Origin of the sequence: Azospirillum palustre (assembly GCF_002573965.1) — a bacterium.
In the GTDB taxonomy this organism is placed as follows: Bacteria; Pseudomonadota; Alphaproteobacteria; order Azospirillales; family Azospirillaceae; genus Azospirillum; species Azospirillum palustre.
The window spans coordinates 387,447-413,869 of sequence record NZ_PDKW01000040.1; the positions used below are offsets into that span (position 1 = coordinate 387,447).

25 protein-coding genes, 3 pseudogenes, 1 riboswitch and 1 other annotated feature are annotated in these 26,423 nt (G+C 68.6%); of the genes and pseudogenes, 19 read left to right on the top strand and 9 right to left on the bottom strand.

Annotation, left to right across the window (positions count from 1 at the left end; translation table 11 throughout):
• The first annotated feature begins 20 nt into the window (after positions 1 to 20).
• From CRT60_RS11615 to CRT60_RS11655, 9 genes are all read left to right on the top strand, one after another.
• Complete coding sequence (locus CRT60_RS11615) at positions 21 to 926, top strand: LysR substrate-binding domain-containing protein (protein WP_098736579.1); 906 nt, start codon at positions 21 to 23, stop codon at positions 924 to 926.
• A 128-nt stretch (positions 927 to 1,054) separates the two neighbouring features.
• Positions 1,055 to 1,882: an ABC transporter permease subunit gene (locus CRT60_RS11620; protein ID WP_098736580.1), complete on the top strand. Its 828-nt coding sequence runs from the start codon at positions 1,055 to 1,057 to the stop codon at positions 1,880 to 1,882.
• Between the two features lie 6 nt (positions 1,883 to 1,888).
• Positions 1,889 to 2,764: an ABC transporter ATP-binding protein gene (locus tag CRT60_RS11625; protein ID WP_098736581.1), complete on the top strand. Its 876-nt coding sequence runs from the start codon at positions 1,889 to 1,891 to the stop codon at positions 2,762 to 2,764.
• 26 nt (positions 2,765 to 2,790) lie between these two features.
• Positions 2,791 to 3,804, top strand: coding sequence for an ABC transporter substrate-binding protein (locus CRT60_RS11630; protein WP_098736582.1), 1,014 nt, complete (start codon positions 2,791 to 2,793; stop codon positions 3,802 to 3,804).
• Positions 3,805 to 3,866: 62 nt separating this feature from the next.
• Entirely contained in the window at positions 3,867 to 4,991 is a 1,125-nt protein-coding gene (locus CRT60_RS11635; protein WP_098736583.1) for an LLM class flavin-dependent oxidoreductase, read from the top strand.
• A 6-nt stretch (positions 4,992 to 4,997) separates the two neighbouring features.
• Positions 4,998 to 5,957 carry a D-isomer specific 2-hydroxyacid dehydrogenase family protein gene (locus CRT60_RS11640; protein ID WP_098736584.1) on the top strand — a complete coding sequence of 320 codons (960 nt, stop codon included), beginning with the start codon at positions 4,998 to 5,000 and terminating at the stop codon, positions 5,955 to 5,957.
• A 26-nt stretch (positions 5,958 to 5,983) separates the two neighbouring features.
• Positions 5,984 to 6,784: a class II aldolase/adducin family protein gene (locus CRT60_RS11645; RefSeq protein WP_098736585.1), complete on the top strand. Its 801-nt coding sequence runs from the start codon at positions 5,984 to 5,986 to the stop codon at positions 6,782 to 6,784.
• Between the two features lie 37 nt (positions 6,785 to 6,821).
• A complete protein-coding gene (locus tag CRT60_RS11650) occupies positions 6,822 to 7,850 on the top strand; it encodes an ABC transporter substrate-binding protein (protein ID WP_098736586.1) in 1,029 nt (342 codons plus the stop codon).
• Positions 7,851 to 7,880: 30 nt separating this feature from the next.
• Entirely contained in the window at positions 7,881 to 9,086 is a 1,206-nt protein-coding gene (locus CRT60_RS11655; protein WP_098736587.1) for an acyl-CoA dehydrogenase family protein, read from the top strand.
• Positions 9,087 to 9,097: 11 nt separating this feature from the next.
• Here the strand turns inward: CRT60_RS11655 and CRT60_RS11660 are convergent, their stop codons facing one another.
• The 3 genes from CRT60_RS11660 to CRT60_RS11670 all read right to left on the bottom strand — a co-directional run bounded on the left by CRT60_RS11660 (position 9,098) and on the right by CRT60_RS11670 (position 12,869).
• A complete protein-coding gene (locus tag CRT60_RS11660) occupies positions 9,098 to 10,036 on the bottom strand; it encodes an energy transducer TonB (RefSeq protein WP_143273218.1) in 939 nt (312 codons plus the stop codon).
• A gap of 48 nt (positions 10,037 to 10,084) precedes the next feature.
• Entirely contained in the window at positions 10,085 to 12,274 is a 2,190-nt protein-coding gene (locus CRT60_RS11665) for a TonB-dependent receptor (RefSeq protein WP_244592422.1), read from the bottom strand.
• Between the two features lie 139 nt (positions 12,275 to 12,413).
• Positions 12,414 to 12,869, bottom strand: coding sequence for a DUF2946 family protein (locus tag CRT60_RS11670; RefSeq protein WP_098736590.1), 456 nt, complete (start codon positions 12,867 to 12,869; stop codon positions 12,414 to 12,416).
• A 265-nt stretch (positions 12,870 to 13,134) separates the two neighbouring features.
• Positions 13,135 to 13,368, top strand: a riboswitch (cobalamin riboswitch).
• A gap of 123 nt (positions 13,369 to 13,491) precedes the next feature.
• Here CRT60_RS11670 and CRT60_RS11675 point away from each other — a divergent pair.
• From CRT60_RS11675 to CRT60_RS11710, 8 genes and pseudogenes are all read left to right on the top strand, one after another.
• Positions 13,492 to 14,328 carry an ABC transporter ATP-binding protein gene (locus CRT60_RS11675; RefSeq protein ID WP_098736591.1) on the top strand — a complete coding sequence of 279 codons (837 nt, stop codon included), beginning with the start codon at positions 13,492 to 13,494 and terminating at the stop codon, positions 14,326 to 14,328.
• Positions 14,325 to 15,311: an ABC transporter substrate-binding protein gene (locus CRT60_RS11680; RefSeq protein ID WP_098736592.1), complete on the top strand. Its 987-nt coding sequence runs from the start codon at positions 14,325 to 14,327 to the stop codon at positions 15,309 to 15,311. The genes CRT60_RS11675 and CRT60_RS11680 overlap by 4 nt, the downstream gene beginning before the upstream one ends.
• Positions 15,308 to 16,351 (top strand): FecCD family ABC transporter permease, encoded by a 1,044-nt coding sequence (locus tag CRT60_RS11685; protein WP_098736593.1) that lies wholly within the window; start codon positions 15,308 to 15,310, stop codon positions 16,349 to 16,351. The genes CRT60_RS11680 and CRT60_RS11685 overlap by 4 nt, the downstream gene beginning before the upstream one ends.
• The gene (locus CRT60_RS11690) at positions 16,348 to 17,181 is read left to right on the top strand and encodes a (2Fe-2S) ferredoxin domain-containing protein (protein ID WP_098736594.1); all 834 of its coding nucleotides are present in this window, start codon (positions 16,348 to 16,350) and stop codon (positions 17,179 to 17,181) included. Before CRT60_RS11685 ends, CRT60_RS11690 begins: the two co-directional genes overlap by 4 nt.
• Before the next feature lie 135 nt (positions 17,182 to 17,316).
• Positions 17,317 to 19,491, top strand: a complete 2,175-nt coding sequence (locus CRT60_RS11695) for a TonB-dependent receptor (protein ID WP_098736995.1) — start codon at positions 17,317 to 17,319, stop codon at positions 19,489 to 19,491.
• A gap of 295 nt (positions 19,492 to 19,786) precedes the next feature.
• Positions 19,787 to 19,903 (top strand) — a sequence feature (AL1L pseudoknot).
• A pseudogene (locus CRT60_RS11700) lies at positions 19,808 to 20,509 on the top strand (IS3 family transposase); the annotation flags it as partial. It overlaps the preceding feature by 96 nt.
• A 76-nt stretch (positions 20,510 to 20,585) precedes the next feature.
• Positions 20,586 to 21,539: pseudogene (locus CRT60_RS11705) on the top strand (IS630 family transposase).
• A gap of 12 nt (positions 21,540 to 21,551) precedes the next feature.
• Positions 21,552 to 22,287, top strand: a pseudogene (locus CRT60_RS11710) (IS30 family transposase); the annotation flags it as partial.
• Here the strand turns inward: CRT60_RS11710 and CRT60_RS36970 are convergent.
• From CRT60_RS36970 to CRT60_RS36990, 5 genes are all read right to left on the bottom strand, one after another.
• Positions 22,254 to 22,628 carry an amino acid kinase family protein gene (locus CRT60_RS36970; protein ID WP_244592423.1) on the bottom strand — a complete coding sequence of 125 codons (375 nt, stop codon included), beginning with the start codon at positions 22,626 to 22,628 and terminating at the stop codon, positions 22,254 to 22,256. The pseudogene CRT60_RS11710 and the gene CRT60_RS36970 overlap by 34 nt on opposite strands.
• Before the next feature lie 33 nt (positions 22,629 to 22,661).
• Positions 22,662 to 22,919 carry an amino acid kinase family protein gene (locus CRT60_RS36975; protein ID WP_244592424.1) on the bottom strand — a complete coding sequence of 86 codons (258 nt, stop codon included), beginning with the start codon at positions 22,917 to 22,919 and terminating at the stop codon, positions 22,662 to 22,664.
• Between the two features lie 246 nt (positions 22,920 to 23,165).
• Complete coding sequence (locus tag CRT60_RS36980) at positions 23,166 to 23,303, bottom strand: TOBE domain-containing protein (RefSeq protein WP_244592425.1); 138 nt, start codon at positions 23,301 to 23,303, stop codon at positions 23,166 to 23,168.
• Positions 23,300 to 23,791 (bottom strand): TOBE domain-containing protein, encoded by a 492-nt coding sequence (locus CRT60_RS36985; protein ID WP_244592426.1) that lies wholly within the window; start codon positions 23,789 to 23,791, stop codon positions 23,300 to 23,302. The genes CRT60_RS36980 and CRT60_RS36985 overlap by 4 nt, the downstream gene beginning before the upstream one ends.
• A 4-nt stretch (positions 23,792 to 23,795) precedes the next feature.
• Complete coding sequence (locus tag CRT60_RS36990) at positions 23,796 to 23,954, bottom strand: LysR family transcriptional regulator (protein WP_244592427.1); 159 nt, start codon at positions 23,952 to 23,954, stop codon at positions 23,796 to 23,798.
• Between the two features lie 386 nt (positions 23,955 to 24,340).
• Between CRT60_RS36990 and CRT60_RS11725 the strand changes: the two genes are divergently transcribed.
• Positions 24,341 to 25,027, top strand: coding sequence for a M24 family metallopeptidase (locus CRT60_RS11725; protein WP_204561835.1), 687 nt, complete (start codon positions 24,341 to 24,343; stop codon positions 25,025 to 25,027).
• A gap of 137 nt (positions 25,028 to 25,164) precedes the next feature.
• Here CRT60_RS11725 and CRT60_RS11730 read toward each other — a convergent pair whose 3' ends face one another.
• On the bottom strand, positions 25,165 to 25,656 hold the full coding sequence (locus CRT60_RS11730; protein WP_098736596.1) for an HPP family protein: 492 nt from the start codon (positions 25,654 to 25,656) through the stop codon (positions 25,165 to 25,167).
• Positions 25,657 to 26,090: 434 nt separating this feature from the next.
• Between CRT60_RS11730 and CRT60_RS36995 the strand changes: the two genes are divergently transcribed.
• Positions 26,091 to 26,420 (top strand): hypothetical protein, encoded by a 330-nt coding sequence (locus CRT60_RS36995; protein WP_342210674.1) that lies wholly within the window; start codon positions 26,091 to 26,093, stop codon positions 26,418 to 26,420.
• The last annotated feature ends 3 nt before the right edge of the window (positions 26,421 to 26,423 follow it).

Sequence of the window (26,423 nt, forward strand, 5' to 3'; positions counted from 1 at the left end):
CCGCAGGAAGGCGATGCGGGATGGCGATGCTTCCGACCAACCTCGACATGGATGTGCTGCGGGCGCTGGTGATCGCCATGGAGCATGGCGGTTTCGCCCGCGCCGCCGAACGGCTGGGCCGGACCCAGTCGGCGATCAGCCTCCAGATGAAGAAGCTGGAGGAGCAGGTCGGCCAGCCGCTGTTCCGCAAGGCCGGCCGCACGGTGGCGCTGACCGATGCCGGAGACCTGCTGCTCGGCTATGCCCGGCGCATCGTCGCGCTCAACGACGAAGCCCTGTCGGCGGCCCGCGGCCGGGCGATGGACGGCACCGTCCGGGTCGGCTTTCCCCAGGATCTGGCGGAACGCTGGCTGCCATCCGTGCTCGGTTCCTTCCACCGCGCCCATCCCCGCATCCATGTCGAGGCCCAGGTCGGCCGCGGGCGGGAGCTGCGCGAACGGGTGGCGCAAGGGGCGCTCGATCTCGCCCTGGCCTTCGGCGAGATCGGCGGCGAGTCCGCAAAGACGACGGCCGGGGCAGCCACCCTGGCCCATTTGCCGGTGGCCTGGGTCGCACCGGACGGCTTTCGCGCCGACCGGGAAAGCCCTTTGCCGCTGGCCCTGCTCGACGCGCCCTGCATGTTCCGCCAGCATGGCATCGAGCGGCTGGACGGTGGCGGGCGCCCGTGGCGCATCACCTTCACCAGCCCCAGCCTGTCGGGCCTGTGGGCGGCGGTGGAGGCCGGGCTGGGCGTCACCATCCGCACGCCTCTCGGCCTGCCAGACACGCTGGCGCCCCTTGAGCCGCATCATGACCTGCCGGAATTGGGGTCGGTCCCGCTGGAACTGCATCGCGCGCCGTCCGCCGCCAACCCGGCGGTCGATCGTCTGCACGGGATTCTGGCGGACTCGCTGGCGGCGGTCCTGCGCGACGCGGGCGCACAGTAACAACACAAATTTCACGTTACTTAAGTTTTTCTCAACAGTGTAGTTTGTGTTTTTTGTTTTTCCTATTCACGCAATAGGAATAGGCTTTCTCCCGTAGCCACCGCAATCGAACGGCCTCGGGAGGGATCATGACGGCAGCCACCGCGACCCAACGGACGGGAACCCGATCCCGGAGATGGACATTTCCGGCGGGGACGCTTCCGGCAGGTCTGCGCCGCTGTGCGGTGCCGCTGGCGCTGCTGGTCCTGTGGCAGGCCAGCGTCGGGCTGGGCTGGATTTCCACCCGCACCATCCCCTCGCCAAGCCAGATCCTCGCCGCCTTCTGGGACCTGACGGTCAGCGGCGAGCTGGCGGTGCATCTGCTGGTCTCGCTCGGCCGGGTCAGCGCCGGGCTCGCCATCGGCGTGTCGGCCGGCACCGTCTGCGCGCTGATCGCCGGCCTGTCGCGGCGGGGGGAGGATGCGCTGGACGCGCTCCTGCAAATGCTGCGCACCCTGCCCCATCTGGCGCTGGTGCCGCTGTTCATCCTGTGGTTCGGTATCGGCGAGACGCCGAAGATCGCGCTCGTAGCACTCGGCACCGCCTTCCCGATCTACCTGAACCTGTTCGCCGGCATCCGCACCGTCGACGCCAAGGTGGTGGAGGCGGTCTCCACCCTCGGGCTGACCCGGTGGGAGATGATCGCCCAGGTCATCCTGCCGGGCGCCCTGCCCGCCTTCCTGACCGGCCTGCGCTACGCGCTCGGCGTGGCGTGGCTCAGCCTCGTGGTGGGCGAACAGATCAACGCCTCCAGCGGCATCGGTTATCTGGCGATGACGGCGCGGGAGTTCCTGCGCACCGACGTGATCATCGTCGCCCTGATCGTCTACGCCATCCTCGGCCTGCTCGCCGACCTGATCGTCCGCGTCATCGAACGCAGGGCGCTGGTCTGGCGTCCGGCCTTCATCAAGGAGTGACCCTCCATGAGCCACGCGCTTCCCCGCATCTCCGCCTCCCAGTCCACGACTGACCACTCCACTATTGGCAAGCCTGTCGTCAGCGTCCGCGGCCTCGTCCGCAATTTCGGTAACGGCAACGTGCTGGACGGCCTGTCGCTCGATCTTCAGCCGGGCTCCTTCACCGCACTGCTCGGCCGCTCCGGCTGCGGCAAGTCCACGCTGCTGCGCACCCTGGCGAAGCTGGATCCGGCACCGGAAGGCAGCGTGCAGTTGCCGGAGGAGCGCGCCGTGGTGTTCCAGGAGCCGCGGCTGGTGCCCTGGATGCGGGTGCTGCGAAACGTCACGCTGGGCCTGCGCCGTCTGGATGCCGAAGCCCGCGGCCTCGCGGCCTTGGCGGAGGTCGGGCTGTCCCATCGTGCCCGTGCCTGGCCGCTGACCCTGTCGGGCGGCGAGGCACAACGGGCGGCGCTGGCCCGCGCCCTGGTCCGCGAACCGCGCCTGCTGCTGCTCGACGAGCCCTTCGCGGCGCTGGACGCCCTGACCCGGATGCGCATGCAGGGTCTGGTGGAGACGCTGTGGCGCGCCCATGCCCCCGCCGTCCTGCTGGTGACCCATGACGTGGACGAGGCTCTGCTGCTGGCCGACCGCGCCGTGGTGATGGCGGACGGCAAGATCGCCGCCGACATCCCGATCCCCCTCGCCCGCCCGCGCCGCCATGGCGACCCCGGCTTCATCGCGCTGCGCTCCCGCCTGTTGGCCGAGTTGGGCGTCGACGAGGAGCATCTGGCCGCACGGGAACCGCAGCGCACCGACGTCACGGCAACCGACACCAGGACAGCCGGTGCGAGGCCCGGCGGCTACGGCCTGCCCGCCGGTGCCGCCGCAGCGCCCAGCCTCTGACCCTCGACGCCGACGGACCCGCCGCCATGACGACCGATATTCTCCGCCGCCCCGCCGCCCCGTTCGACCGCCGCAGCCTGTTGCGCGGAGCCTGCGGAGCCCTGGCGCTGGGCACCTTGCCCGGCCTTGCCCAGGCCGCCTCCGGCCCGGCCTCCGAAACCGTCCTGCGCATCGCCGACTACAAGGCGCTGGACGGGCTGGCGCTGGACGCGTCCGGCAATGCCGGGTCCAGCTTCCGGTCGCAGTTCGCCGAGTTCGCGTCGGGCAACCTGATCGTCGAGGCGATCAATGCCGGCTCCATCGACGTCGGCTCCAGCAGCGAGATCCCGCCCGCCTTCGGCATTGCCGCCGGTGCCCGGCTGTCCATCGTCGCCGTGGTCAAGGACGACGTGAACTGGCAGGTGGTGCTGGTGCCGCCCGGCAGCCCGATCCAGTCGGTCGCTGATTTGAAGGGCAAGCGCGTCGGCTATGTCCGCGCCACCACCACCCAGTACTATCTCGCCAGGATGCTGGGCGAGGCCGGACTGCGCTTCACCGACATCCAGGCGATCAGCCTGACCCCGTCGGAAGGACAGGCCGCCTTCGAGCAGGGCGCGCTCGATGCCTGGGCGATCTACGGCTATTCGGTGCCCTTCGCCATCAAGAAGGGCGCGCGGGTCCTCGTCACCTCGAACGGCTATCTGTCCGGCAACTACCTGTATCTCGCCTCGCCCGACGCGCTGGCCGATCCAGGCAAGTCCGCCGCCATCGGCGACTATTTCCTGCGGCTGCGCCGCGCCTTCGCCTGGCGCGCCGCCAACCTGGAGCGCTGGGCCCAGGTCCATTCCGCCGCCATCGGCGTGCCGGTCGAAACCGACCTGGAAATCCTGCGCAAGAATTCCCGCCAGCGCGATCTGGCGCCGATCGCCGATGCCGACATCGCCTCGGCCCAGAACGTCGCCGACACCTTCCACCAGCTGGGCGTCCTGCCGAAGCGCATCGACATCGCCCCAGCCTTCGACCGCCGCTTCACCGACATCCTGTCGCGTCCGCTCAGCTGAGCCCTATCAGCGGGTTGCCGCCACCCTGAACCCTCGCCAGCCACAAAAAGGGGACCATCGCCATGACCGCCTCCCACAGCACGTCGGCCCATCCGCTCCGCTTCGTCGGCTTCGTCGGCAACCACAATGCGTCGGAGATCATTCCGCGCCAGGGTCCGGTGGTGGACCGCGACTACATCGAGACGGTCGCCAAGGCGCATGAGCTTGGCGGCTTCGATTCGGTGCTCCAGGCCTTCCATGCCGATGCGCCGGACAGCCTTCAGGTCAGCCAGCACATCACCGGCGTCACCGACCGGCTGGGCGTGCTGATCGCCCACCGCCCCGGCTTCCAGGCGCCGACCATCCTCGCCCGCCAGCTCGCCACGCTCGACCAGTTGAGCCGCGGCCGCGTCGCCATCAACGTCATCACCGGCGCCGAGCGCAGCGAGCTTGCCCGCGACGGCAACATTGTGGACGACAAGGACGACCGCTACGCCCGGACGTCCGAGTTCCTCGACATCGTCCGCGCCGAATGGACCACCGACAAGCCCTTCGACTATCAGGGCCGCTTCTATCAGGTCGAGAAGGCCTTCTCGCAGGTGAAGCCCTACAACGCGTCGGGCATCCCGGTGTGGATCGCCGGCGCCTCCGCGGCGGCGGTCGAGGTGGCTGGGCGCCATGCCGACACCTATGCGGTGTGGGGGGAGACCCACGATCAGGTGCGCGAGCTGCTGGCCCGCGTGCGTGCCGCCGTCGCCAAGGCGGGCCGTCCGCAGCCGGCCTTCAGCCTGTCGCTGCGCCCGATCCTGGCCGAAACCGAGGACGCCGCCTGGGCCAAGGCCGAGGCCATCTACGAGAAGGCTAAGGCGCTGCTGGAGAAGACCGGCTTCACCCGCGGCGACCTGCCGAACAACGAGGGCGCCCGCCGCCTGCTCGCCATCGCGGACAAGGGCCACCGCCACGACAAGCGCCTGTGGACCGCCATCGCCGCCCTGACCGGGGCGAAGGGCAACTCCACCTCGCTGGTCGGCACGCCGGATCAGGTCGCCGACGCCCTGCTCGACTATTACGACCTCGGCGTCACCACCTTCCTGATCCGCGGCTTCGACCCGCTGCCCGATGCCATCGCCTATGGCCGCGACCTGCTGCCGCGCGTCCGCCAGTTGGTGGCCGAACGCCAGCGCGCCCAGGCCGTCGCGGCGGAGTGAGGCATCGTGCCGGCGCGGTCTCCGGTCATCCTCAACCAGCTTGGCCCCATTGTAGGGGAGCGCATCGCCGCCCACCCCTCCCGGCCCACAGTGCTGATGCATGAGGCCGGCCGCTCGCCGTGGCAGGTTCCGGCCGGGGTCGAGGTCCTGCTGACCCGTCCGCTGATCGGGTGGGAGGCGGCGCCCGCCGCCCCTCCTCCCGGCTGGGGTAACGGCTTGCGCTGGATCCAGTCGGCCTCTACGGGCATGGATTTCTACCCGCCCTGGCTGCTCGACGGCGCCCCGGTCGTCACCTGCGCCCGCGGCGTGTCGGCGGTCGCCATCGCCGATTACGTGATGACGGCGATCCTGAGCGTCGAGAAGCGGTGGGACGCCATCCGCCTCAGCGGACCGGAGGATTGGCGGCGCGAGACGCTGGGCAGCCTATCCGGCAAGCGGCTTGGGCTTGCCGGCTTCGGCGCCATCGGCCGGGCGGTGACCGAGCGAACGCTCGCTTTCGGGATGACCGTCGGGGCGGTGCGCCGCTCCGGCTGGGCCGAACCGGAACCGGGTGTCGAGCCGTTCGACCGGCTGGAGGATCTGGCGGCGGTCAGCGACCATCTGGTCCTCGCCCTGCCGCTGACCGCCGCCACCCGCGGGCTGGTGGGCGCAGACCTGCTGTCGCTGGCCAAGCCGGGGCTGCATCTGGTCAATGTCGCCCGCGGCGCGCTGGTCGATCAGGACGCTCTGCTCGCCGCCATCGACAGCGGCCGGGTCGCCAACGCCACGCTGGACGTGACCGACCCCGAGCCGTTGCCCGCCGGCCATCCCTTCTACCGCCATCCCGCGATCCGGCTGACGCCGCACGTCTCGTGGTCCGCCCCGGACTTCGACCGGCGGCTGGCCGACCGCATCCTCGCCAACTTCGACGCCTACGCGCGCGGCGAACCGCTGCGCGACGTGGTGGACGCCGCCACCGGCTACTGACCCTTTCCCGACGGAGCCCCCGCCCGATGACCCACATCCAGCCGAGACCCCTTAGATCTGAGGGGCGCAAGTTCTGGCCGCCGGTCGATCCGGTCAGCTACACCAGCGTCGAGGAGGAGCGGCAGCACCGCAAGCAGCGGCTTGCCGCCACCTTCCGCCTGTTCGGCCGCTATGGCTTCGACCAGGGACTGGCCGGCCATGTCACCGCCCGCGATCCGGAGCATCCCGACCGCTTCTGGATCAACCCGCTGGGCCAGCATTTCCGCACCATCCGGGTGTCGGACCTGCATCTGGTCGACGGCGACGGCACCATCCTGCACGGCGACCGCGCCATCAACCAGGCCGGCTTCACCATCCATTCCGCCATCCACCGGGCGCGTCCCGACGTGGTGGCCGCCGCCCATACCCATTCGACCTACGGCAAGGCATGGTCGGCGCTCGGCCAGCCGCTGGCACCGCTGAGCCAGGATGCGGCGGCCTTCTACGAGGATCAGGTCATCTTCGATCCCTATTCCGGCGTCGTCCTGACCGTGGGCGAGGGCAAGCGGCTGGTGGAAGCGCTGGGCGACCGGAAGCTGGCGATCCTGAAGAACCATGGCCTGCTGACCGTCGGCCCGACGGTGGAAGCCGCCGCCTGGTGGTTCATCAGCGCCGACAACGCCGCCCACACCCAGCTGCTGGCCGAGGCCGCCGGCCGGCCCCAGCCCATCGACCATGACACGGCCCTGCTGACCCGCTCCCAGGTCGGCACCCACCAGGGCGGCGCCTACAACTTCCACCCGCTGTGGGAGTGGATCGTGGCGGCCGAACCCGACCTGCTCGACTGACCCTGTTTCTTCCCATCCTTCGCGAAGGCAAAAAACGATGACCGCGAAACCGGCCCCTCCCCTTTCCCGCCCCCTGGCCCGCCCCCTGGCCCGCCCCCTGTCCCGCCGCGGCCTGATCGCCGCCGGCGCCGTCACCCTCGCCGCTCCCTTCGTCCTGCGCCGCCGGGCGGTGGCGGCGGAGCCGCTGCGCCTGTCGTGGAACGCGGGGGCCGTGTGCTTCTCGGCCGTGCCGCTGGCCTTCCAGCTCGACCTGTTCAAGAAGCACGGGCTGGAGGTCGAGCTGGTCAACTTCACCGGCTCCACCGACCAGCTGCTGGAGGCCATCGCCACCGGCAAGGCCGATGCCGGCGTCGGCATGGCGCTGCGCTGGCTGAAGCCGCTGGAGCAGGGCTTCGACGTGAAGATCTCCGCCGGCCTGCATGGCGGCTGCATGCGGCTGTTCGGGGCCAAGACAGCGGGCGTGAAGACGGTGCTGGACCTGCCGGGCAAGGTGATCGGCGTCAGCGACATGGCCAGCCCGTCGAAGAACTTCTTCTCGGTCGTGCTGACCAAGTTCGGCCTCGACCCCAACAAGGACGTCGAATGGCGCCAGTTCCCCGCCGACCTGCTCGGGCTGGCGGTGGAGAAGGGCGAAATCCACGCCATCGCCGACGGCGACCCGCTGGTGTGGAGCCAGACCAAGAACCCGCAGATGGTGGAGATCACCAACAACGTCTGCGGCGAGTTCGCCACCCGCACCTGCTGCCTCGTCGGCGTGCGCGGCAGCCTGCTGCGCGACAACCGCCCGGCGGCAAAGGCGCTGACCGCCGCCCTGATCGAGGCGCAGCATGCGGCATACGCCGACCTGCGCGCCGCCGCCGCGGCCTATGCCCCCTTCGCCCCCAAATTCCCGGTGGAGGAGCTGGAGGCGATGCTGCGCAGCCACGCCCACAACGTCACCCCGATCGGCGACGAGCTGCGCCAGCAGCTGGCGCTCTACACCGACGAGCTGAAGAGCGTGTCGGTCATCAAGCGCTCGACCGACAGCCAGCGCTTCGCCGGGCGCATCACGGTCGACCTCGCCTGAACCGGTTCCATTGTAGCGGGATTGCCTGCCATGCCCTTTGACGACCTGCCCTTTCCGGCCTCTCCGTTCGCCGGGACCGCCCCGGCCCCGGCGGTCGATCCGTCGCTGATCGCCGCCCTGTCGGCGGAGTTCTCGACGCGCGCCGCGGAGCATGACGCCGCCGCCAGCTTCCCCTTCGAGAATTTCGAGCGGCTGGCCTCAGTCGGGCTTCCGGCGCTGGTCACCCCGGAAGCGGCGGGCGGCAAGGGCGGCGGGCTGCGCGATGCGCTGGCGGTGGTCAACGGGATCGCCGCCGGCGAACCGTCCACCGCGCTGGTCCTGGTGCTGCAATATGTCATCCACAACCAGCTCTGGCGCGGGTCCGCCTGGCCGGAGGCGCTGCGCGAGCAAATCGCCCGCTCCGCCGCGACCGACGGCGCGCTGATCAACATTCTGCGGGTGGAGCCGGAACTGGGCACCCCGCACCGCGGCGGGCTGCCGGCGACGGTGGCGCGCAAGGTGCCGGGCGGCTGGCGCCTTTCCGGCACCAAGATCTACTCCACCGGCATTCCGGCGCTGTCCTGGCTCGGCGTCTGGGCCCGCACCGACGATGCGGAACCGCTGGTCGGCACCTGGGTGGTTCCGCGCGGCACCGGGCTGGCCGAACAGGGGATCGAGGTGCGGGAAAGCTGGAACCACATCGGCATGCGGGCCAGCGGCAGCCACGAGGTGGTGTTCCGCGACGTCTTCGTTCCCGACGGCCATGCCGGCGAGCTGCGCCCGCCCGCCGGCTGGGCTGCCCCCGATGCGGTCGCCACCGCCTGGATGTCCACCCTGTTCAGCGGCGTCTATGACGGCATCGCCCGCTCCGCCCGCGATTGGCTGGTCAGCTTCCTGCACGCCCGCAAGCCGACGGGGCTGAACGGTGCGTCGCTCGCCACCGTCCCCCGCCTGCAGGAGGCCCTGGGCGGGATCGAGGCGCTTCTGCTGACCAACCGCATCCTTCTGCGCTCCCTGTCGGCGGCGGTGGACGGCGGCACGCCACCGTCGCAGAGCGACGCGCTGCTGGTGAAATACACGGTGACCAGCAATGCCATCGACGCGGTGGCGCGGGCGCTGGAGGTCACCGGCAATCCCGGCCTGTCGCGCGACAACCCGCTGGAGCGCCATCATCGCGATGTCCTGTGCGCCCGCGTCCATGCCCCGCAGAACGACATGATCCTGACCGGCGCCGGACGCGCCGCCCTGTCACGGTGAGCGGCAGGCCGTCATTGCAGCGCGTAGCGAACGGGAAACGTGATGTCGATCCGGGCGCGGCCCATCCCGGCGGGGATCGGCGGAAGCGGCGACGCACGCTGGATCATCTCTTCCGCGGCCCGGTCGAGATTGCCATGCCCCGACCCCTGGACGACCGTCCAGCCCGTTATGGTGCCGTCGGCGACGATGGTGAAGCGGACCAGCACGGTGCCTTCCTCCCGCCTCAGGCGCGCGGCCTGCGGATAGATCTTGTGACGGGCCAGCCTTGCCTGGATCGTGCCGAAGTAATCGGCCGCCTGCCTGTCGGAGTTGGCATGCGGGTCCGAGGGTGGCGCCGGAGCGGCCGGCGGGGTCGCCGGTGCCGATGACGCCTGCGCCGCCGGCTGCTCGACGCGCCCGGACCTGTCCGTCGGGGGGATTGCGGCCGGCAGGGCCCTGGCGGGAGACTGGATGCGCTGCGGGGGGCCGGGAGATGGCCGGCGTGCCGGAATCGGCGGCCGGACGGGCGGCGGCGTTTCCTCCTTGAGCGGCTCCGCCGGGGCCGGCATGGACGGCTCCGTGACCGGGGTATCGGCGACCGGCGGCATCGGAGCGTCGGGCGGCGGTTCCGCAGCGGCGTCGCCGGTGTCGGGTTCGGGCGGCGGCGGAACCGGTGTCGCCGGCGGCTCCGGTTCCGGCTGCCGCAGTTGCTCGGACGGAGGGTCCGGAACCGGCTCCGACGGCGACGGCGGTTCCGCCGCCGCCGCGACGAAGGAAAGCTCCACCGCAACCACCGCCGGCGGGGAAGCCGGCGGTGGTTGCAGACCGACCGCAAGGACGATCACCCCCGCATGCAAGGCGAGCGACAACGGCAGGCTCCACCGCGCCGCCCCGGTCCGGGAGGCCGATGGAACAGGGGCCGTTTCCGCGGCAAGACGGGGCGGGGCGGCAATCGTCCGGTGCTCGGTCATGGAGCGGACCTTCGGCAGGGTGAGGCGCGGTGCGACGAACGGTCCGCCTTAGAATTTCACCGTCATGCCGGCGATGAAGGACCGCCCCGCCCCCGGCAACGCGCCGACCGTGCCCCGGCTTCCCCCCGCCCGGAAATCGGCATAGTCGACACCGCCCAGCGGCAGATAATACTGCCGGTCGAACAGATTCTCGACGCCGGCATCGACCCGGACATTGCCCCACTCATATCCCGTCCGCAGATTGACCAGCGCATAGCTGGGTGTCTTCGGCTCGTTGCGCGCCGCTTCCACCCGGTCCTTGCGGGCGGTCGCCTGCAACTCGACGGCGCTGTTCCAGCCGCCCAGCCGGTGCTCCACCGTCAGCAGGGCGTTCAGCGGCATGATGTGGTAGAGCGCGTCGCCGGTGTCGAGGTTTCGGCCATGCACCCAGCCGACCACGCCGGACAGGCGGAAGGAGCCGATCCTGTCATCCTCGTACAGCCCGGCCGCCGCCGACAGGTTGGCGCCGACCAGGATGGCGTCATGGTTGGCGAAGCGCAGCTTGACGAAGCCGTTGCTGAGCGTGCCGATCCGCTCGACGTCGATGAAATCCTGCACATAGGTATAATAGGGGGTCAGCTTGACCTCCCAGGATTTGCGGGCGGCATCGTGCAGCGATAGGGTGGTGCTGACGGTGTTGGCGACCTCCGGCTTGAGGTCGGGGTTGCCGACATAGCCGTTGGCGTCGCCGAACCAGCCGTTCATGCTGCTCGACATCCCGCCGGTGCCCCAGGCGTAGCGCTCGTAGAGGTTCGGCGAGCGGGTCTTACGGGCATAGCCGGCTTCGATCGCGCTGGTGTCGGAGGGGGTGTAACGGACCAGGGCCGTCGCATCGAAATTGACGTCGGTGCGGCCACGGCCGCGGGCGTTGAAGGCGCGCGCGTCGGTCGCATCGGGGTTGGCCATCCGCATCATGCCCATGCCGAGGCTGTTCTGCCAGGAATAGGGCTGCACCGCGCCGGTGTCCATCCACACCACGTCGTTGCGCACGCCGAGCATCGTCGTCCAGGCCGGCGACCAAGCGGCCTCCCACTCGGCGAAGGTGCCGAGGCGGTTGCGGATGCCGTCCTTGACGTTCCAGTAGGTCAGCGGACCCATCATGCTGCTGCCGGCCACCGGGTCCCACCAGTCGTCGAGATGGGTGTGGCGCAACTCGTTGCCGACGCGCAGGGTGTTGCGCGCCGACAGCGGCAGCGTCGCCTTGACCGAATAGCCGGCGTCGGTGGTCAGCGTGTCCATCGGCATGCCGCCGCCGGCACTGCCGCCCTTGTCCTCCAGGAAATTCATGGTGTGCCGAGTCCGCCGCCAGTTGGCGCGGGCGTCGAGAGTTCCCCAGTCGAAGGCCCCTTCGTACCGGCCGTTCAGGAAGACGGTGCGGTTGTCGGTCAGATCCATGCGCTGGGTGGGAAAGCCCTGGTAGGGCATGGTCTGGATGCCGCCCTGCACCGTGACCTGATGCCCGTCGCGGCGCACCCCGAACGTCACCGCATTGTCCTGCACGTCGTAGAGGGTCGAGCGGACGGTCTGGCCGTTGCCGGCCTTGTAGTTCCCGGCCCGGCTCCAGGATCCGCTGTAGCCCAGGCTGAGGCTGTCGGTGGCGACGGACGCCTCGGCGGCCCCCGTCACGCCGCGGCCGTTGGACCGGTAGGAGGCTGACAGCTTGCCCTCGCTGTGCACCGCCTCGCCCGCCGGAGCGAAGACCGGAGGCGCGCTTTCGGCGACGATGGTGCCGGCAATGCTGTCGCCACCGGCGCTGACCGGCGTGATCCCGGCCAGCACCTCGATCTTGGACAGGCGCGTCGGCGTGATGGTGGACAGCGCCGGGTTCATCTGGTTGGGGCAGGCGGGCGCGACGGGCGCGCCGTCGACCAGCACATTGACGCGGTCGGCGCCCAGCCCGTTCAGCGCCGGCAGGCTCGACACGCCGCCATTGCCGTAGAGGCTGACGCCGGGCAGGCCGCGCAGCAGGGCCGCGACGTCTCCGGTGGCGGGCCGGCGGGCGGCCAGCCCATCCCCGCCCAGGGCGGTGCCGGCGGCCAGGGCATCGTCCGGGCCTGCGATCACGGAAATCGCCGGAAGCGATTGGGCAAGCGGCGGAACGGTCTGGGCGGACACGGCGGCGGGGAACAGTGCGGTGAGGGCAGCACCGGACAGCAGGGCGGCGCGCAGGGCGCCGGCCGCGGCGAAACGCAACATCATGAGATATCTCGATCTGAGGCCAGCCGAACACGGCCCCGCGCCATCGGCGCGAAGGATGTGCAAGGCTGCGAACTGGGAAGGTCGGCAAGGGCGGATCGCCGCGAGGGACATCCCGCACGGCGATCCCGCATCTGCGGCCTCAGACCGGTGGCGCGCGGGCCTGGAGGGTGGAGAGGAACCAGCCGGCGGCGATCACGTCGCCGGGCAAGGCTTCCGGGCTGTGACGACCGACCGACGCGCGCGTCATCCGTAAATCCGGCGGCGGCAGCGCCAATCCGCCGATCAACGGACAGAGCGGGCAGGAACCGCCGGACACCAGCAGATCGCCTTGGAGCAGATCGCCTTGGCCCGAATCGCCGATTGCCGAATCGCTCCCGTCGCCTGCCGGATCGCCTGCCATTCCGTGGTCGTCCATAACCACGGTCTTGAACCCGTCCGGCGTGCAAATGACGATCCGGCTGCTCTCGGCCGCATTGGCGGATGCGATGACGGCGGGCATCCAGGCCCAGGCGACGACCTGCAACAGCAGCGCAATCGCACCGGCCGCAAGGCCGGCCCGTCGCGTGGGTCGCAGTCTGTCCTGGCTCGCGCTCATGCCAATCCGTGTATCGATCCATCTTGCGTGCAATCGCACGCATTGGGTGCGGGACATTAACCGAAGTGCCGCACTCGGGATCAGCGGCATTTTCCCGCAGGATCCAGATCCGATGCCCGGCTCCGATGCCCGGTTCCGACGGCGAACTTCTCCTTGCAGGCCGCAGAATGGCACGATATGTAATGTTATAACATAACATTTTGGACATGGAATCTCCGATGCTCTCGTTCGTTCGCAAAGCTTGACCGGGGGCGCCGCATCGCTCATGACTGGTCCCGGTTCTGGTTCTTCCGTCGGTTCGCCGCCGGAAGCTAAGAGGGAACCCGGTGAGCCGCCGACCCTGCGAAGGGGAATGCGGTGAGGCCGGGGCTGCCCCCGCAACTGTGAGCGGCGAGCCGTACCGTCATTTCAAGCCACTGGCGCCCATCGGCGCTGGGAAGGCCCGACGGAACGGCGACGACCCGCAAGCCAGGAGACCTGCCAGTACCACAACGAAACGTCCTCGGGCGGGGTGTCCCGGTGGAACGCTTGCCATGCGTGTGCCTGGAGTCCGCTCCGGTCGCGCCGCATGATCCGCAAGACGTCCGCCATGCCTCCCCGTCCGCAAAGACAGGAAGCACGGATGGCGTCAGCGCCTTTCCCCACAGAGGAATCGGTCCCTCCCCCCGCCATCGCGGTGGAGCGGCTGGGCTGCCGGCTGGGCGGCCGCATGGTCCTGTCGGACATCGGCTTCTCGGTTCCCGGCGGTGAAATCCTCGGCATTCTCGGGCCCAACGGCTCGGGCAAGACCACGCTGCTGCGCTGCGTCGCCGGCCTGCAAACCCCATCCGCCGGCCGGGTCCTCATCGACGGCGACGATCCGCGCGCCCTGCGGCCGGTCGAACTGGCCCGCAGGCTGGCGCTCCAGGCCCAGGATTCCACCGCCGCACTCGGCTTCACCGTGCGCGACGTGGTCGGCATGGGGCGGCTCGTCCACCGCCGCTCCCCTTTCGCCGGGGCCGGGGCGGAGGACCGCGCCATCGTCGAGGACGCGCTGGACCGGCTGGAACTGTCCGGGCTGGCCGGGCGTGCGGTCGAACAGCTGTCGGGTGGCGAACGCCAGCGGGTGATGATCGCCCGCGCCCTGGCCCAGCGTCCGCGCATCCTGCTGCTCGACGAACCGACCAACCATTTGGACATCCACCACCGTTTCGCCGTGCTCGACCTCGTGCGCTCGCTCGGCATCACCGTGGTGGCGACGCTGCACGACATCGAGCTGGCAGCACGCTGGTGCGACCGCATCCTGCTGCTGGCCGACGGACGGCTCCAGGCCGATGCCGCGCCGGAGGACGCGCTGACCCCCGACCGGCTGACCGCCGTCTACCGCGTCGCCGCGGCGGTGGACCGCCGCCCAGAAGATGGCCTGCTGCGCATCGACCTGTCGCCCCTGATGTCACCCCGGACGGAGCCATCACGATGAGACGCTTTCTGCGCGGCGTTCCGCCTTTCGCCCCGGTCTTCGCCTTCGCCCTCGCCCTGCAAGCCGGCGGCGCCCTCGCCCAATCCTACCCGGTCGAGGTGGCCAACTGCTTCGAGACCGCCCGCTTCGCCGCGGCGCCGAAGCGGCCGATGGTTCACGACACCAACATGACGCAGACCATGCTGGATCTCGGCCTCGCCGACCGGCTGGTCGCCGTTTCCGGCATCGAGGGGGTGGAGCACCGGCTGGTCGCTCCGCCGGGCGTGGTCGCGGCGCTGCCCCGGCTGCCCGACCGCGCGCCGACGCTGGAGGCGGTGCTGTCGGTCAATCCAGACTTCCTGTTCGCCGGCTGGAGCTATGGCTTCAGCGAGGCGCGCGGCCTCACCCCGGCCCGGCTGGCCGAGATGGGCGTGGCGACCTACACGCTGCGGGAAAGCTGCATCCGCATCGGCCCGCGCGAGCCGATCGGCATGGATACGCTCTATGCCGATCTGCTGGCGCTGGGCGCCATCTTCGGCGTGACGGAGCGTGCCGAGGCCATGGTCGCCGAGTTCCGCCGCCGGGTCGCCGCCGTCACCGAGCGTGTCGGCGCCGTCGCCGACCGGCCGCGCGTGATGTATTGCGACCAGTGCCACACCGACGCGGCCCCCTTGTCGGTCGGGCGCGAAGGGATGACCAGCCTGCTGATGGAGCTGGCCGGCGGGCGCAACATCTTCGACGACATCCCCGACAGCTATGTCCGGGTGAGCTGGGAGGAGATGGTGCGGCGCGATCCGCAATGGATCATCGTCAGCGCCCACCGGATCCCGGCCGAGGACGCCATCCGCCATCTGACCTCGGCACCGCAGCTGGCCGACGTCGAGGCCGTGCGCAAACGGCAGTTCATCGTGCTGACCTATGCCGAGCAGACGCCCTCCACCCGCAATGTCGAGGCGCTGGAGCGGATGGCGCGGACCCTGCACCCGGAGCGCTTCACACCATGAACCGCTCCCGCCTGCTGGGCCTGTCGCTGATGCTGGCCGCCGTGCTGGCCCTGTCCGCGGTGGCCGCCGTCGGTTTCGGCGCCGCCCGCGTCCCCATCCCCAAGGTGTGGGCGGTCGTCCTGCACGAGCTGTGGCCGGCACTGGCCCCGCCCGCCGACGCCAGCCGGGCCGAGCGCAACATCGTCTGGGAATTGCGGGTGCCGCGCGTGCTGCTGAGCGCGTTGGCCGGGGCCGGGCTGGCGGCGGTGGGTGCCGTGCTTCAGGTGCTGACGCGCAACCCGCTGGCCGACCCCTATCTGTTCGGCGTGTCGGCCGGCGCCTCGGTGGGGGCGGTGACCGTTCTTCTTTACGCAAGCACGCTCGCCGGAACGCCCGGACTTCCACTCCTGGGGCTGCCGGCCGCCGCCTTCTTCGGCGCGCTCGCGGCGATGCTGATCGTCTTCGCCGCAGCGCGCGGGCGAGAGGGTGCTACGACCAGTGAAGGGCTGGTGCTGACCGGTGTCGCGGTCGCCTTCATCCTGCACGCCGTCACCAATATCCTGATCGTCATGGCGACGGATCGCGGCGCCGACGCCGCGCTGTTCTGGATGATGGGCGGCTTCGGCACCGCGCGCTGGAGCGTGCTGCCCGTCCCGGCGGGTCTGGTCGTCGGCGGGCTGCTGTGGCTGTGGCTGCGGGCGGAGACCGTCAATACGCTGGCCCTGGGCGACGATGCGGCCCGCTCGCTCGGCACCGATCCGGGGCGGCTGCGGCTGGAGCTTTTCCTCGTCACCGCCCTGATGACCGGGGCCCTGGTGTCGGCCTGCGGCGGCATCGGCTTCGTCGGGCTGGTGGTGCCCCACATCGCGCGGATGCTGGTCGGCGGACATCTGCGGGCGCTGCTGCCGGTGGCAGCGCTGGGCGGGGCGCTGCTTTTGCTGTGGGTGGACGTCGCTGCCCGGTCCCTGTTCGCCCCGCGCGAGATTCCGGTCGGCATCGTCACGGCACTGGTCGGCGGCACCTTCTTCCTGTGGCTGATGCGGCGGAGAGGCACGCCATGACGCAATTCCCGGCCAACCCGCCATCCAGGCGCGCCATCGTCCTTTACGGGCGCGCGTCCTTCGACCATGGGCAAACCCTGAAGGCGCTCGCATCGGCTCTTGCCGCCCGGCACGCGGCGCGCGGCGAAGCCGTCACGGTGGCGACCGCCCATGCCGACCTGTCCGGCCCCGCATTGCCCGGCGTGCTTGCGGATCTGGAGCGGGACGGCGTGACCGAGGCCCTGGTCATTCCCGCCATGGTGCCGGCCGATCCCAGCCTGTCGGCGTGGCTGCCGGGCGCGCTCAGCCATTGGGCGGCAACGACCGGCACCGCGATGGCCGGCACCGCGATGGCCGTCCGGCTGGCGCCGCCGGTGGAAAGCGCGCTCGACCTGCCCGCCGCCCTCGACCGCATCGCCCTCAACTCCAATGCCGGCGGGCCGGCGGATGCCCTTGCGAAGGATGTCCGCGGAACCGAGCCCAGCCTCGGCAAGCCCGGCTGGTCGGCGATCCCCGAGCATGGCCGGCAGGTCTTCGTCTGTGTCGGCGCCCGCTGCCTGCATCGCGGTGCCGAGCCGCTGTACCACCATCTGCGCGCGGCGATGAAGGGACACCGCGCCCTCAACGCCGGGCCGCGCCGGGCGATGTGCGCGCGGACGAGCTGCCTTTACCCCTGCAACCGCGGACCGCTGCTGGTCGTCCAGCCCGACGCCGTCTGGTACGGCGACCTGACGCCCGGGAAGATCGACCGCATCGTCGCAGGCCACCTGCTGTCCGACACCCCGCCCGCCGCCGACATCCTCCACCGCAACCGCCCGGCCGAGCGGGCGGAGGACGACCCCATGGGGTGATCCGGCCTCCCTGATCCAGCCGTCCGGTTTTTCCATCCCGACCGAACGGCGCCTCCACCCGCCCACCCGTCAGCCGCGAAGCACCGACTTCGCGGAACGCTCTCTCTCGTCCTTTTCCATCCTGGGGGATTGTCCATGCTTCCTGCCTATCCCGCCCGCATCGTTTCCGGCCGGCGCAATTGCCGGCGCTCCGGTTCGCTGACGACGCTGCTCCTGGTCGCCGCATCCTTCGGCCCCGCGGCGGCCGGAGCCGCTGAAACCGAACCGCCGGTCACGCTGGACCCGGTCACCGTCACCGGCCGGGCAGCGGACGCCGCCGCCGGGCTGGCGCTCGACCGGCCAAACACCGGCGGCAGCCGCCTCGGCCTGACGCCGCTGGAAACCCCGGCCAGCGTCGAGGTGATCGATGGCCGGACCATCCGCGACCGCGGCCAGACCAGCGTGACGGAGGCCGTCACCCAGAACGCCACCGGCTTCACCTCGCTGGCGGCTCCCGGCAACGGAGGCTCGTCGCTGGCGACGCGCGGCTTCGCCGGCCACGGCTCGGTGATGCAGCTATATGACGGGACGCGGCTCTATGTCGGGTCGGGCACCGTCACCTTCCCGTTCGACACCTGGTCGGCCGAACGCATCGAGGTGCTGCGCGGTCCGGCCTCCGTCCTCTATGGCGAAGGCGCCATCGGCGGCGTGGTCAATGTGGTGCCCAAGCGCCCGACCACCGATGTCCGCAACGAGGCGACCGTCGCCATCGGCACCGACGGCACCCGGCGCGCCGCCTTCGGCAGCGGCGGTCCGTTGGGGGAGAAGCTGTCCTACCGGCTGGACGCCAGCGGCAACCGCTCCAACGGCTGGGTCGATCGCGGCGACACGAAAAATCTCGCGCTCTCCGGCGCGGTGAAGCTCCAGGCGACACCGGATCTGGCCTTCACCCTGTCCAACGACTATGGCGACCAGCAGCCACAGGAGTATTTCGGAACGCCGCTGATCGCGGGCAGCCTCGACCGCGCGCTGCGGCACCGCAACTTCAACGTGGCCGACAGCGACATCCGCTATCGCGACAACTGGACCCAGCTCAAGGCCGAATGGGCGGTGTCCGACGCGCTGACCCTGCGCAACACCGCCTACCACCTGACCAGCCACCGCCACTGGAAGGATGTGGAGAGCTACGCCTGGACCGCCGCCACCCGGCGCATCCAGCGCAGCAGCTACATCGAGATCTACCACGACCAGCGGCAGGTCGGCGACCGCTTCGACGCGACCTGGCGCAACAGCGTCTTCGGCATGAAGAACGAGATGGTCGGCGGCTTCGACCTGAACCGGATCGAGTTCAAGCACACCAACAACTCGCCCTATGGCGGGTCGAGCACGGTCGATCCGTTCGACCCGGCGCCCGGCCTGTTCCTCAACAGCGCCGGCACCTCTCCGCGCAGCCGGTCGCGCACCCGCCAATATTCCCTGTTCGCCGAGGACCGGCTGGCGGTGACGCCGCAGCTGTCGCTGGTCGGCGGCATCCGCTACGACGCCCCCACCGTCGAGCGCTGGGATCTGGCGGCGGGAACCGCCTACACCAAGGACTTCCGCACCACCAGCTGGCGGACTGGCGCGGTGTACGAGGTCGTTCCCGGTCTGGCCTTCTACGGCCAATACGCCACCGCCGTCGATCCGGTCGGCAATCTGATCTCGCTGTCGCCGACGCAGAAGGACTTCGACCTGTCCACTGGCCGGCAGATCGAGATCGGCCTCAAGCACTCCTTCCTCGAAGGGCGCGGTGAGTGGACGCTGGCCGCCTACCGCATCGTCAAGGACAAGCTGCTGACCACCGACCCCAACCAGCCGGCGGTGACGGTGCAGGTCGGGCAGCAATCCTCGCGCGGGCTGGAAGCCTCCCTGTCGCTCGGCCTGTGGGAAGGCGTGCGGGTGGACGTGAACGGCGCGCTGCTGCGGGCCAAATACGACGACTTCACCCAGACGGTGTCGGGCCGCGCCGTGTCCTATGCCGGCAACGTGCCGACCGGCGTACCGGAGCGCACCGCCAATGTCTGGGCGAACTGGGCCTTCCTGCCGGGCTGGGAGGTGCGGGCCGGCGTGCAGTATGTCGGCAAGACCTACGCCGACGCCGCCAACACCAGCGTCCGGCCCTCCTACACGGTGGTCAACGCCGGGCTGGATTACCGGCCGACCGACAACACCAAGCTCAGCCTGCGCGCCTTCAACCTGTTCGACGAGGTCTATGCCGTGGCCGGCAGCACAGGCAGCTGGGTGCTCGGCCGTCCGCGCTCGGCGGAGCTGGCCTTCTCCATGACCTTCTGACCCCTCGGCATTCCGCCCAGGTAGACGAGCCTGGACGGGCAGCATCGGCTGCGCGACCAAAAGAGGCTTTATCTTTTCATAATACACTCTTAAGGAGATTTAATGCGCCATAAAACCTGCATTACGTGTATCTGCCGTCCCTCATACAGGATGCCTCCGTGAGCGATTTCGACATCGTCTTCGAGATGCTGACCAGCCACCCGCCCAACCGCTGGCAGCGGCGGCTGAACCGCCCCAGGTTTCCAAGAGGCCCCATCATCTGAGAGAGTGGGGTCGACATGACGAAGCAGGCATCACCCAAATACGCCCCTGAAGTGCGCGACCGCCCGTTTCGGAAATGATCGCCTTCATCGACGCGCATCGCGCTGTCCACGGGGTCGAGCCGATCTGCCGAGTGCTGCCGATTGCCGCGTCGACTTACCACGCCCATGCCGACCGGCAGGCCGATCCGTCCAAGGCGCCAGCCCGCTCACGAAGCGACGCGGAGGTGAGCTTGGCTATCCGGCGGGTCTGGGACGCGAACTTCCAGGTTTATGGGGTCCGCGAGGTGTGGCGGCAGTTGCGGCGGGAGGGCATCGATGTGACGCGCTACACGGTTGCCCGGCTGATGAAACACATGGGCCTGAAGGGGGCGACACGGGGCAAGACAGTCCGCACCACGATCAGCGATCGGGCGGCGTCGTGCCCCCCTTGCGGCGGCAGCGGTTCCGGAACGGAACCGCGAGAGCCGGCTGACCGGGTGAACCGGCAGTTCCAGGCGCCGCATCCGAACGCCGTGTGGTTGGCCGATTTCACGTACGTATCGACATGGCAGGGCTTCGTCTACGTGGCCTTCGTCATCGACGCCTTCGCCCGCCGCATCGTCGGCTGGCGGGTGTCCAGCACAGCCCACGCCGGCTTCGTTCTGGATGCGCTCGAACAGGCACTTCACGACCGCCGACCGACCAAGGGCAGCGGCCTCATCCACCACGCAGACAGGGGATCGCAATACGTTGCGATTCGCTACACCGAGCGCCTAGAGCATCCCGCGTGAAATCTGAATCGAGAGTTGCGCTTGGGCGTCTGGCGTGATTCACCGTCGTTGGAGGTGGATCATGGGTCGCAGCTATTCGCCGGACCTTCGGGTTCGGATTTACGGAGAGATCGAGCAAGGCGGTTCGCGTCGGGCGGCGGCGCGCCGGTTTGATGTGAGCGCGAGCACGAGCGTGCGGCTTGCCCAGCGGATGGCGGCGACGGGCACGCTGGAACCGGCCCGGCAGGGACGCCCGCCGGGCGGCGGCAAGCTGGCCCCACATGCCGCCCTTCTGATCGGCTGGGTGGAGAAGCAAGGCGAGATCACCATGCCGGAATTGGCGGCCAAGCCGAGGCCGAGCGCGGAGTGACGGTCCACCCCGCCTCGCTGTCACGCTTCCTGCTCGCCCGCGGCTACAGCGTCAAACAAAACGCTGCTGGCAAGCGAGGCCGGTTGCGCTGACGTTGCCGAAGACCGTCGGACGTGGCGCAGCCACCGTCAGCCCCGGATGCGCGAAGAGCCGGATCGGCTGGTGTTCCTCGACAAAACGGCCACCACCACGAAGATGACCCGGCTGCGCGGGCGGGCCAAGCGCGGCCAACGGTTCACGGCCAAGGCGCCCTTCGGCCACTGGGGCACCCAGACCTTTATCGCCGCCCTGCGCTGCGATGGCCTGACCGCCCCCTGGATCATCAAGGGGGCGATGAATCGGGTGCTCTTCGAGGCCTACGTCGAGACCCAACTCGCCCCGACCTTGCCGGGCGACGTCGTCATTCTCGACAACCTGTCTTGCCACAAGAGCGAAAAGGCCAAGGCCGCCCTCAAGGAGCGTGCAGCTTGGTTTCTCTTCATGCCGCCTTACAGTCCCGCCCTCAATCCCATCCAGATGGCATTCGCCAAGCTCAAGGCCCATCTCCGGCGCATCGGCGCCCGCACCATCGACGAACTGTGGAAAGCCGTCGGTTCAATCTGCAACCTATACACATCCGAAGAATGCTGGAACCACCTCAGGCACGCAGGATATGCGTCAGATTAAACGCTCGAAACTCTAACCGTCACCCGGCGTCGACGTTGCAAGCGCATGGGTCGCAAGCCACGCAGCAGTCCGATCCCCGCCGAGCGCTCGATCGCCAATCGTCCGGCCGAGGTGGAGACCCGGCAGAGTTTCGGGCACTGGGAATGTGACTTGGTGATCTTCAGTCGGCAGTTTGGCAAATCCAACATCACGTCTCTTCAAGAGCGTCAGAGTCGCTATCACATCCTCATTGCCAATGAGGATCGCCGCTCGACCGAAGTGATCAGCCGGATTGCAGCAGCACTTGGAGATTTTCCCCGTCGAGCTTGTCAGAGCATTACCTTCGACCGGGGAACGGAGTTCCTGTCCTACAGGAAGTTGTTGTTGGACAGTTACTTCTGCAATCCGCACAGTCCTTGGCAGAAAGGTGGCGTCGAGAATGCCAACGGACGTTTGCGGCGGTATTTGCCTCTGGGCGCTCCCGTGGCGGAGCGCACTGGCTCGGCACTTGCCGCCCTCGCGAAGCGGCTCAACGATACGCCACGTCGCTGCCTTGACTACAGCACCCCAGCGGAAGTTTTTGCAGCCAACCTGGCGGCTTCAAAGACGGGGCGGTAGATACCGGCAACGGCCGGACCGTGTGAGAGGCCGAGAAACCAGCAAGTCTCCCCTGCCCCGTCGCTCGCATCGGTGGGTCCACAGACTTGATCCGCCTTCGCGATGGAGGCGCGCGGATCAAGCCTGTGGACTACCGGCACGAACTCTCATCCCCTGCGCCAATAGCCAAAAAGCAGGCCGCCAGATCAACAAAAGCGTGTTGTCGCACTTCAGCTTGATTCCGTCGATCATCGCCTTGCAACCGAACTGCTCGGCGACCAGGAGGCAGCCGGCGTCGGTGCGGTAGGGCGGGATCACGCCCTCGGCGGCCGGGCGGATCCACAGCTTGTAGGGCGGCATGCCGCTGAAGACGACGCCGTGCACTTCGGCCAGATAGAGCGGCACCGCCGACAGGCCGGCGCCGTCGACCGCCGAGATGCCGTGCTTGGCGAGGAGCTGCCCCAGCATCGCGGCGTTCTGGTCGGCCACCGAGGCGCCGAGTTGCGCCAGCACGCCGGCCAGCAGGTTCAGCCCCGCGGCGATCGATTACAGGTGACGGGCGCGGGTGCCGGCGCCGGTGCCGATCAGCAGCTTATGGGACTTGCGGGCGGCGACGATCTCGTCCACCAGCGGATAGACGGCCGCGCGGCCACGGTCGATGACGCTTTGGCCGCCAATCTTGAGCACCGTCGCGTCCGGCAGGATGCGGAAGTCCGCAGCCGCTCCCGCTGCCGTTTCAAGCTGTGCGTCGGTCAGGGACCGTTGCATGAGGAGCGCTTCGAGCGCGGCCGTCGTCTCGGTCATCAGGGGGCTTCCCTTTCGTCAATTCGTGTCGGCGCCTTGGCCGTCTCCCCCGCCGAACAGTAAGACGGCATGGTTCATCCGCACCAGGAACCAGCGCAAAGTCGCCCCATTTCACCCGCGCCGTCAATAGATAAACGGAAAATATCTTTATATTTCATCACGTTATAAATTCATTGATTATAACGCCCCCGCTGTGTCGCCGGCGTTCCCGACCCCGTCGCCCTCTCCCCCGACCATGGAGGACGGTCAGTTCGCGGCCAGGATGATGTGCGAGGCGTCGACGAGCGCACAGGCCCGGTCGCCGACCGAGAAGCCAATGTCCTTTGCCGCCGCCAGCGTGACGATGGCGACCAGCGTCTTGCCGTCGCCGATGTCGAGCGTCACCTCGCTGTTGATGGCACCGTTCTGCGGGCAACGACGCCCTCGATCCGGTTGCGCGCCGAGGTGCGCCGCGCCTCGTCCGCCGGGGCGAGGATGACGAAAGACGACTTGATCAGCGCCGTCGCCTCCCGTCCGGGGAACAGCCCCAGCTCGCGCACGCTGTCGCGGGTGATGACCGCGGTCAAGAGCACCCGGTCCGACAGGGCGAGCGTCACCTCGGCGTTCACCGCCCCGCAGGTGATGGCGCTGACCGTTCCGGCGAGTGCGTTGCGTGCGCTGGTCCGCATGGAAAGCCCCCACATCAATGTCGTGGCCGAAAGGCCGGTGCCGTCCGGTCCCGGCTGCATCGCGTTCAGCACCCGCGCCATCTCGCCTTCCAGATGATGGAAGAGTGCCACGAACCGCATGCCTTCCGGTGTCAGGACAGCGCCGCCGCCCTTGCGCCCGCCGGCCCTGCCATCGACCAGCGGCTGGCCGAACAGGTTGTTCATGGCGTCAACAGCGTCCCAGGCCGCCTTGTAGGGTGATGCCGATCAACCGCGCCGCGGCTGAGATGCTGCCCTCCCGCGCCACCGCCTCCAGCAGCCGGATGCGGTCGGCCCCGACCGGCGACGCGTTGGCCGCAGCGAAGGAAAGCTGGGCGCGAACCGGCATGGAAAACCTCGTGAACAGCAGATGTATATCTGAACTATATAACCCCAAAATCATCAGGCGGTCAGCTGACTTTTCCAATAGCCGGCAGGATGACTTGCCTCCGGCAGCCCTGCTCATGCATCGGTCGATCACAATTGGATGATTGCTGTCACGGCTCCTCACAGACCGTCCATCAGCCACAATCGGCGACATTGGCATCCCCGCGGCGGAGCGGCGCCGGTCCCGGAAGCATCGGCTTGGCACGGGAGATCGCTGGACGCTATATACAGTGGAGCATAGAGCATTTGAACAGCCAGCATCGAATATGACGGAAACGGCAGCTTGCCATCGGCCTGTGCCGCGATGCCGTTACAGTGATGCTGCAGCCTGGAAAATGGAGACGTCGAGTGCATCCTGACACACGCCTTGCCGCGTTGCTGGCGGCCGAAGCCAAGGCCATGGCCCTCTTCGACGCAATCGAAGCAGCCGGCCTGATCGCGCCCGGCCGTTCCGAACGTGCTGTCGAGAAGGAGATTTATGCTCTGGCGGAGCGCTCCTTCGGCGTGACCAAGCACTGGCACAAGCGCATCGTCCGTTCCGGGCCAAACACTCTCTGCACGGCATCGGACAATCCGCCCGTGCGGGAGATCGCCGAGGACGACTTGGTGTTCATCGATCTCGGCCCGGTGTTCGACGAGTGGGAAGCGGACGTGGGCCGCACCTACGCGCTCGGCACGGCCCCGGAGAAGCGGCGGCTCGGTGCCGATCTCGAACGAATTTTCGAGACGGTGAAGCAGCACTTCGACGCGACCCCGGACGTGACCGGAGCGGATCTCTACGGCTACGCACAGCGGATCGCGGAGGCGAACGGCTGGCTGTTCGGCGGCGACATCGCCGGACATCTGGTTGGGGAATTCCCGCATGCGCGCATTCCCGGCGACAAGGACCTCTATCGCATCTCTCCGAAGAACCCGAGCCGGATGCGGGACCCCGATGAGCTGGGGCAGGAGAAGCATTGGATTCTCGAAATCCATTTGGTGGATCGCGACCGCACCTATGGCGGCTTCTATGAACGGCTGCTGGTGCCTGCGTGAGCTTGCCCACCGCGGGTCGGCACATACGAACGGGATGCCGCGCTGGACGATACTGCCGCTTCGCCCGGCTTCAGCATCCTGGTGCAGCCGGCGGCGAGCGACGACACCACCTTGCACAGGAAGCCGCAACACGCCGGTCATGACCTGCGAAAGGCTATCCGTCCGTACAGCTTTGCCAGCAGAACGATAACGAGTGTTCCCAAGAGGATGGGGACGAACAGGAAGGGCCAGGAGGCCCCTGCCAGAGCCACCACGATCGGGTCGGCACCAGCCGGCGGGTGCAGCGTTCTCGTCAGCACCATGGCGGCGATCGCCAGCCCTACTCCGGCGGCGACAGCCTCCGGTCCATTTCCCAGAAGGGCCAGGGTGAGCAACCCGATGGCCGTCGACACGAAGTGGCCGCCGATAACGTTCCGCGGCTGCGCCAGCGGGCTCTGCGGCAAGGCGTAGACCAACACGCAACTTGCCCCGAAGGGGGCGATCAGCAGAGGGGATCCGAGCGAGGTTCCCAGATTGGCCAGAGCGAGGATGGTGAGGGAACTGCCCAATCCGGCTTTCGCCGCATCGAAAAGGCGGGTGCCGGTTATGGACGTGCGCGACGACGGGACAGCCCGTTCCGATGTGGACATGGCGGACCTTCAGCAGCACCGGAATGCCGGTGCCATTTCAAGTGGACGGAAAGGAAGGCTGCGATGCCGATGCCGGACCGGCTGAACCTTCACAGGAGCGCCCCGATATCATCCCTGGAACGGAATGCTCGCGACCACGACAGTTTCAGGGGTGGAGCCGATTGAAATCCAACGAATAGCTTTGATCGATCAATAGGTTCCGTCGATCAGCGGGAAGGCGCCCGAGCGGCATCCGTTGCCACGGTCATCGCTTTACCAATGAAGCCGGTCGTGAGCGGGCATGACGCAAAACGACGGCGCGCCAACATCTTGTTCGCATTTTGTATATGGTATACAAGAAATATCTGTCCGGCCAACCATTCGGTGCGATCCAAGCATCGTCACCTCGATGGCGTCATTCGATATATACAGCCAGATATAAAGATTGCCACACCATGGCCGTTCCCGCCCTCAATGTCCAATCTCTTGGCACCGAATCGACCTTCCGCAGTCTGGCTTACCACGCGCTGAAACAGGCGATCACGGAGATGGACATCTACGACCATGACCGTGAGATCCGGCTGGACGAGCGGCAGCTCAGCGGCAAGCTCGGCGTCAGCCGCGCCGATCCGCGAGGCGTTGGCCCTGCTGGAGCAGGACGGCTTCATCCGCCTGCAACCGCGCCGCGGTATCTTCGTCGTGCGCAAGACCAAGACCGAGATCGGCCTGTCGAGATGGTTGTCAGCCCCAATCATGGCTGTTACGCTATATATGATAAGATATAATGA

Bases quoted from the DNA above. Each gene is read 5' to 3' on its own strand.
- CRT60_RS11675 (WP_098736591.1), top strand. From the start codon at position 13,492: ATGGCGTCAGCGCCTTTCCCCACAGAGGAATCGGTCCCTCCCCCCGCC.
- CRT60_RS11660 (WP_143273218.1), bottom strand. From the start codon at position 10,036: ATGACCGAGCACCGGACGATTGCCGCCCCGCCCCGTCTTGCCGCGGAA.
- CRT60_RS11645 (WP_098736585.1), top strand. From the start codon at position 5,984: ATGACCCACATCCAGCCGAGACCCCTTAGATCTGAGGGGCGCAAGTTC.
- CRT60_RS11680 (WP_098736592.1), top strand. From the start codon at position 14,325: ATGAGACGCTTTCTGCGCGGCGTTCCGCCTTTCGCCCCGGTCTTCGCC.
- CRT60_RS36995 (WP_342210674.1), top strand. From the start codon at position 26,091: ATGGCCGTTCCCGCCCTCAATGTCCAATCTCTTGGCACCGAATCGACC.
- CRT60_RS36975 (WP_244592424.1), bottom strand. From the start codon at position 22,919: ATGACCGAGACGACGGCCGCGCTCGAAGCGCTCCTCATGCAACGGTCC.
- CRT60_RS11630 (WP_098736582.1), top strand. From the start codon at position 2,791: ATGACGACCGATATTCTCCGCCGCCCCGCCGCCCCGTTCGACCGCCGC.
- CRT60_RS11625 (WP_098736581.1), top strand. From the start codon at position 1,889: ATGAGCCACGCGCTTCCCCGCATCTCCGCCTCCCAGTCCACGACTGAC.
- CRT60_RS11690 (WP_098736594.1), top strand. From the start codon at position 16,348: ATGACGCAATTCCCGGCCAACCCGCCATCCAGGCGCGCCATCGTCCTT.
- CRT60_RS36985 (WP_244592426.1), bottom strand. From the start codon at position 23,791: ATGAACAACCTGTTCGGCCAGCCGCTGGTCGATGGCAGGGCCGGCGGG.
- CRT60_RS11695 (WP_098736995.1), top strand. From the start codon at position 17,317: ATGCTTCCTGCCTATCCCGCCCGCATCGTTTCCGGCCGGCGCAATTGC.
- CRT60_RS11670 (WP_098736590.1), bottom strand. From the start codon at position 12,869: ATGAGCGCGAGCCAGGACAGACTGCGACCCACGCGACGGGCCGGCCTT.
- CRT60_RS11730 (WP_098736596.1), bottom strand. From the start codon at position 25,656: ATGTCCACATCGGAACGGGCTGTCCCGTCGTCGCGCACGTCCATAACC.
- CRT60_RS11635 (WP_098736583.1), top strand. From the start codon at position 3,867: ATGACCGCCTCCCACAGCACGTCGGCCCATCCGCTCCGCTTCGTCGGC.
- CRT60_RS11685 (WP_098736593.1), top strand. From the start codon at position 15,308: ATGAACCGCTCCCGCCTGCTGGGCCTGTCGCTGATGCTGGCCGCCGTG.
- CRT60_RS11655 (WP_098736587.1), top strand. From the start codon at position 7,881: ATGCCCTTTGACGACCTGCCCTTTCCGGCCTCTCCGTTCGCCGGGACC.
- CRT60_RS11615 (WP_098736579.1), top strand. From the start codon at position 21: ATGGCGATGCTTCCGACCAACCTCGACATGGATGTGCTGCGGGCGCTG.
- CRT60_RS36990 (WP_244592427.1), bottom strand. From the start codon at position 23,954: ATGCCGGTTCGCGCCCAGCTTTCCTTCGCTGCGGCCAACGCGTCGCCG.
- CRT60_RS11665 (WP_244592422.1), bottom strand. From the start codon at position 12,274: ATGATGTTGCGTTTCGCCGCGGCCGGCGCCCTGCGCGCCGCCCTGCTG.
- CRT60_RS11620 (WP_098736580.1), top strand. From the start codon at position 1,055: ATGACGGCAGCCACCGCGACCCAACGGACGGGAACCCGATCCCGGAGA.
- CRT60_RS11650 (WP_098736586.1), top strand. From the start codon at position 6,822: ATGACCGCGAAACCGGCCCCTCCCCTTTCCCGCCCCCTGGCCCGCCCC.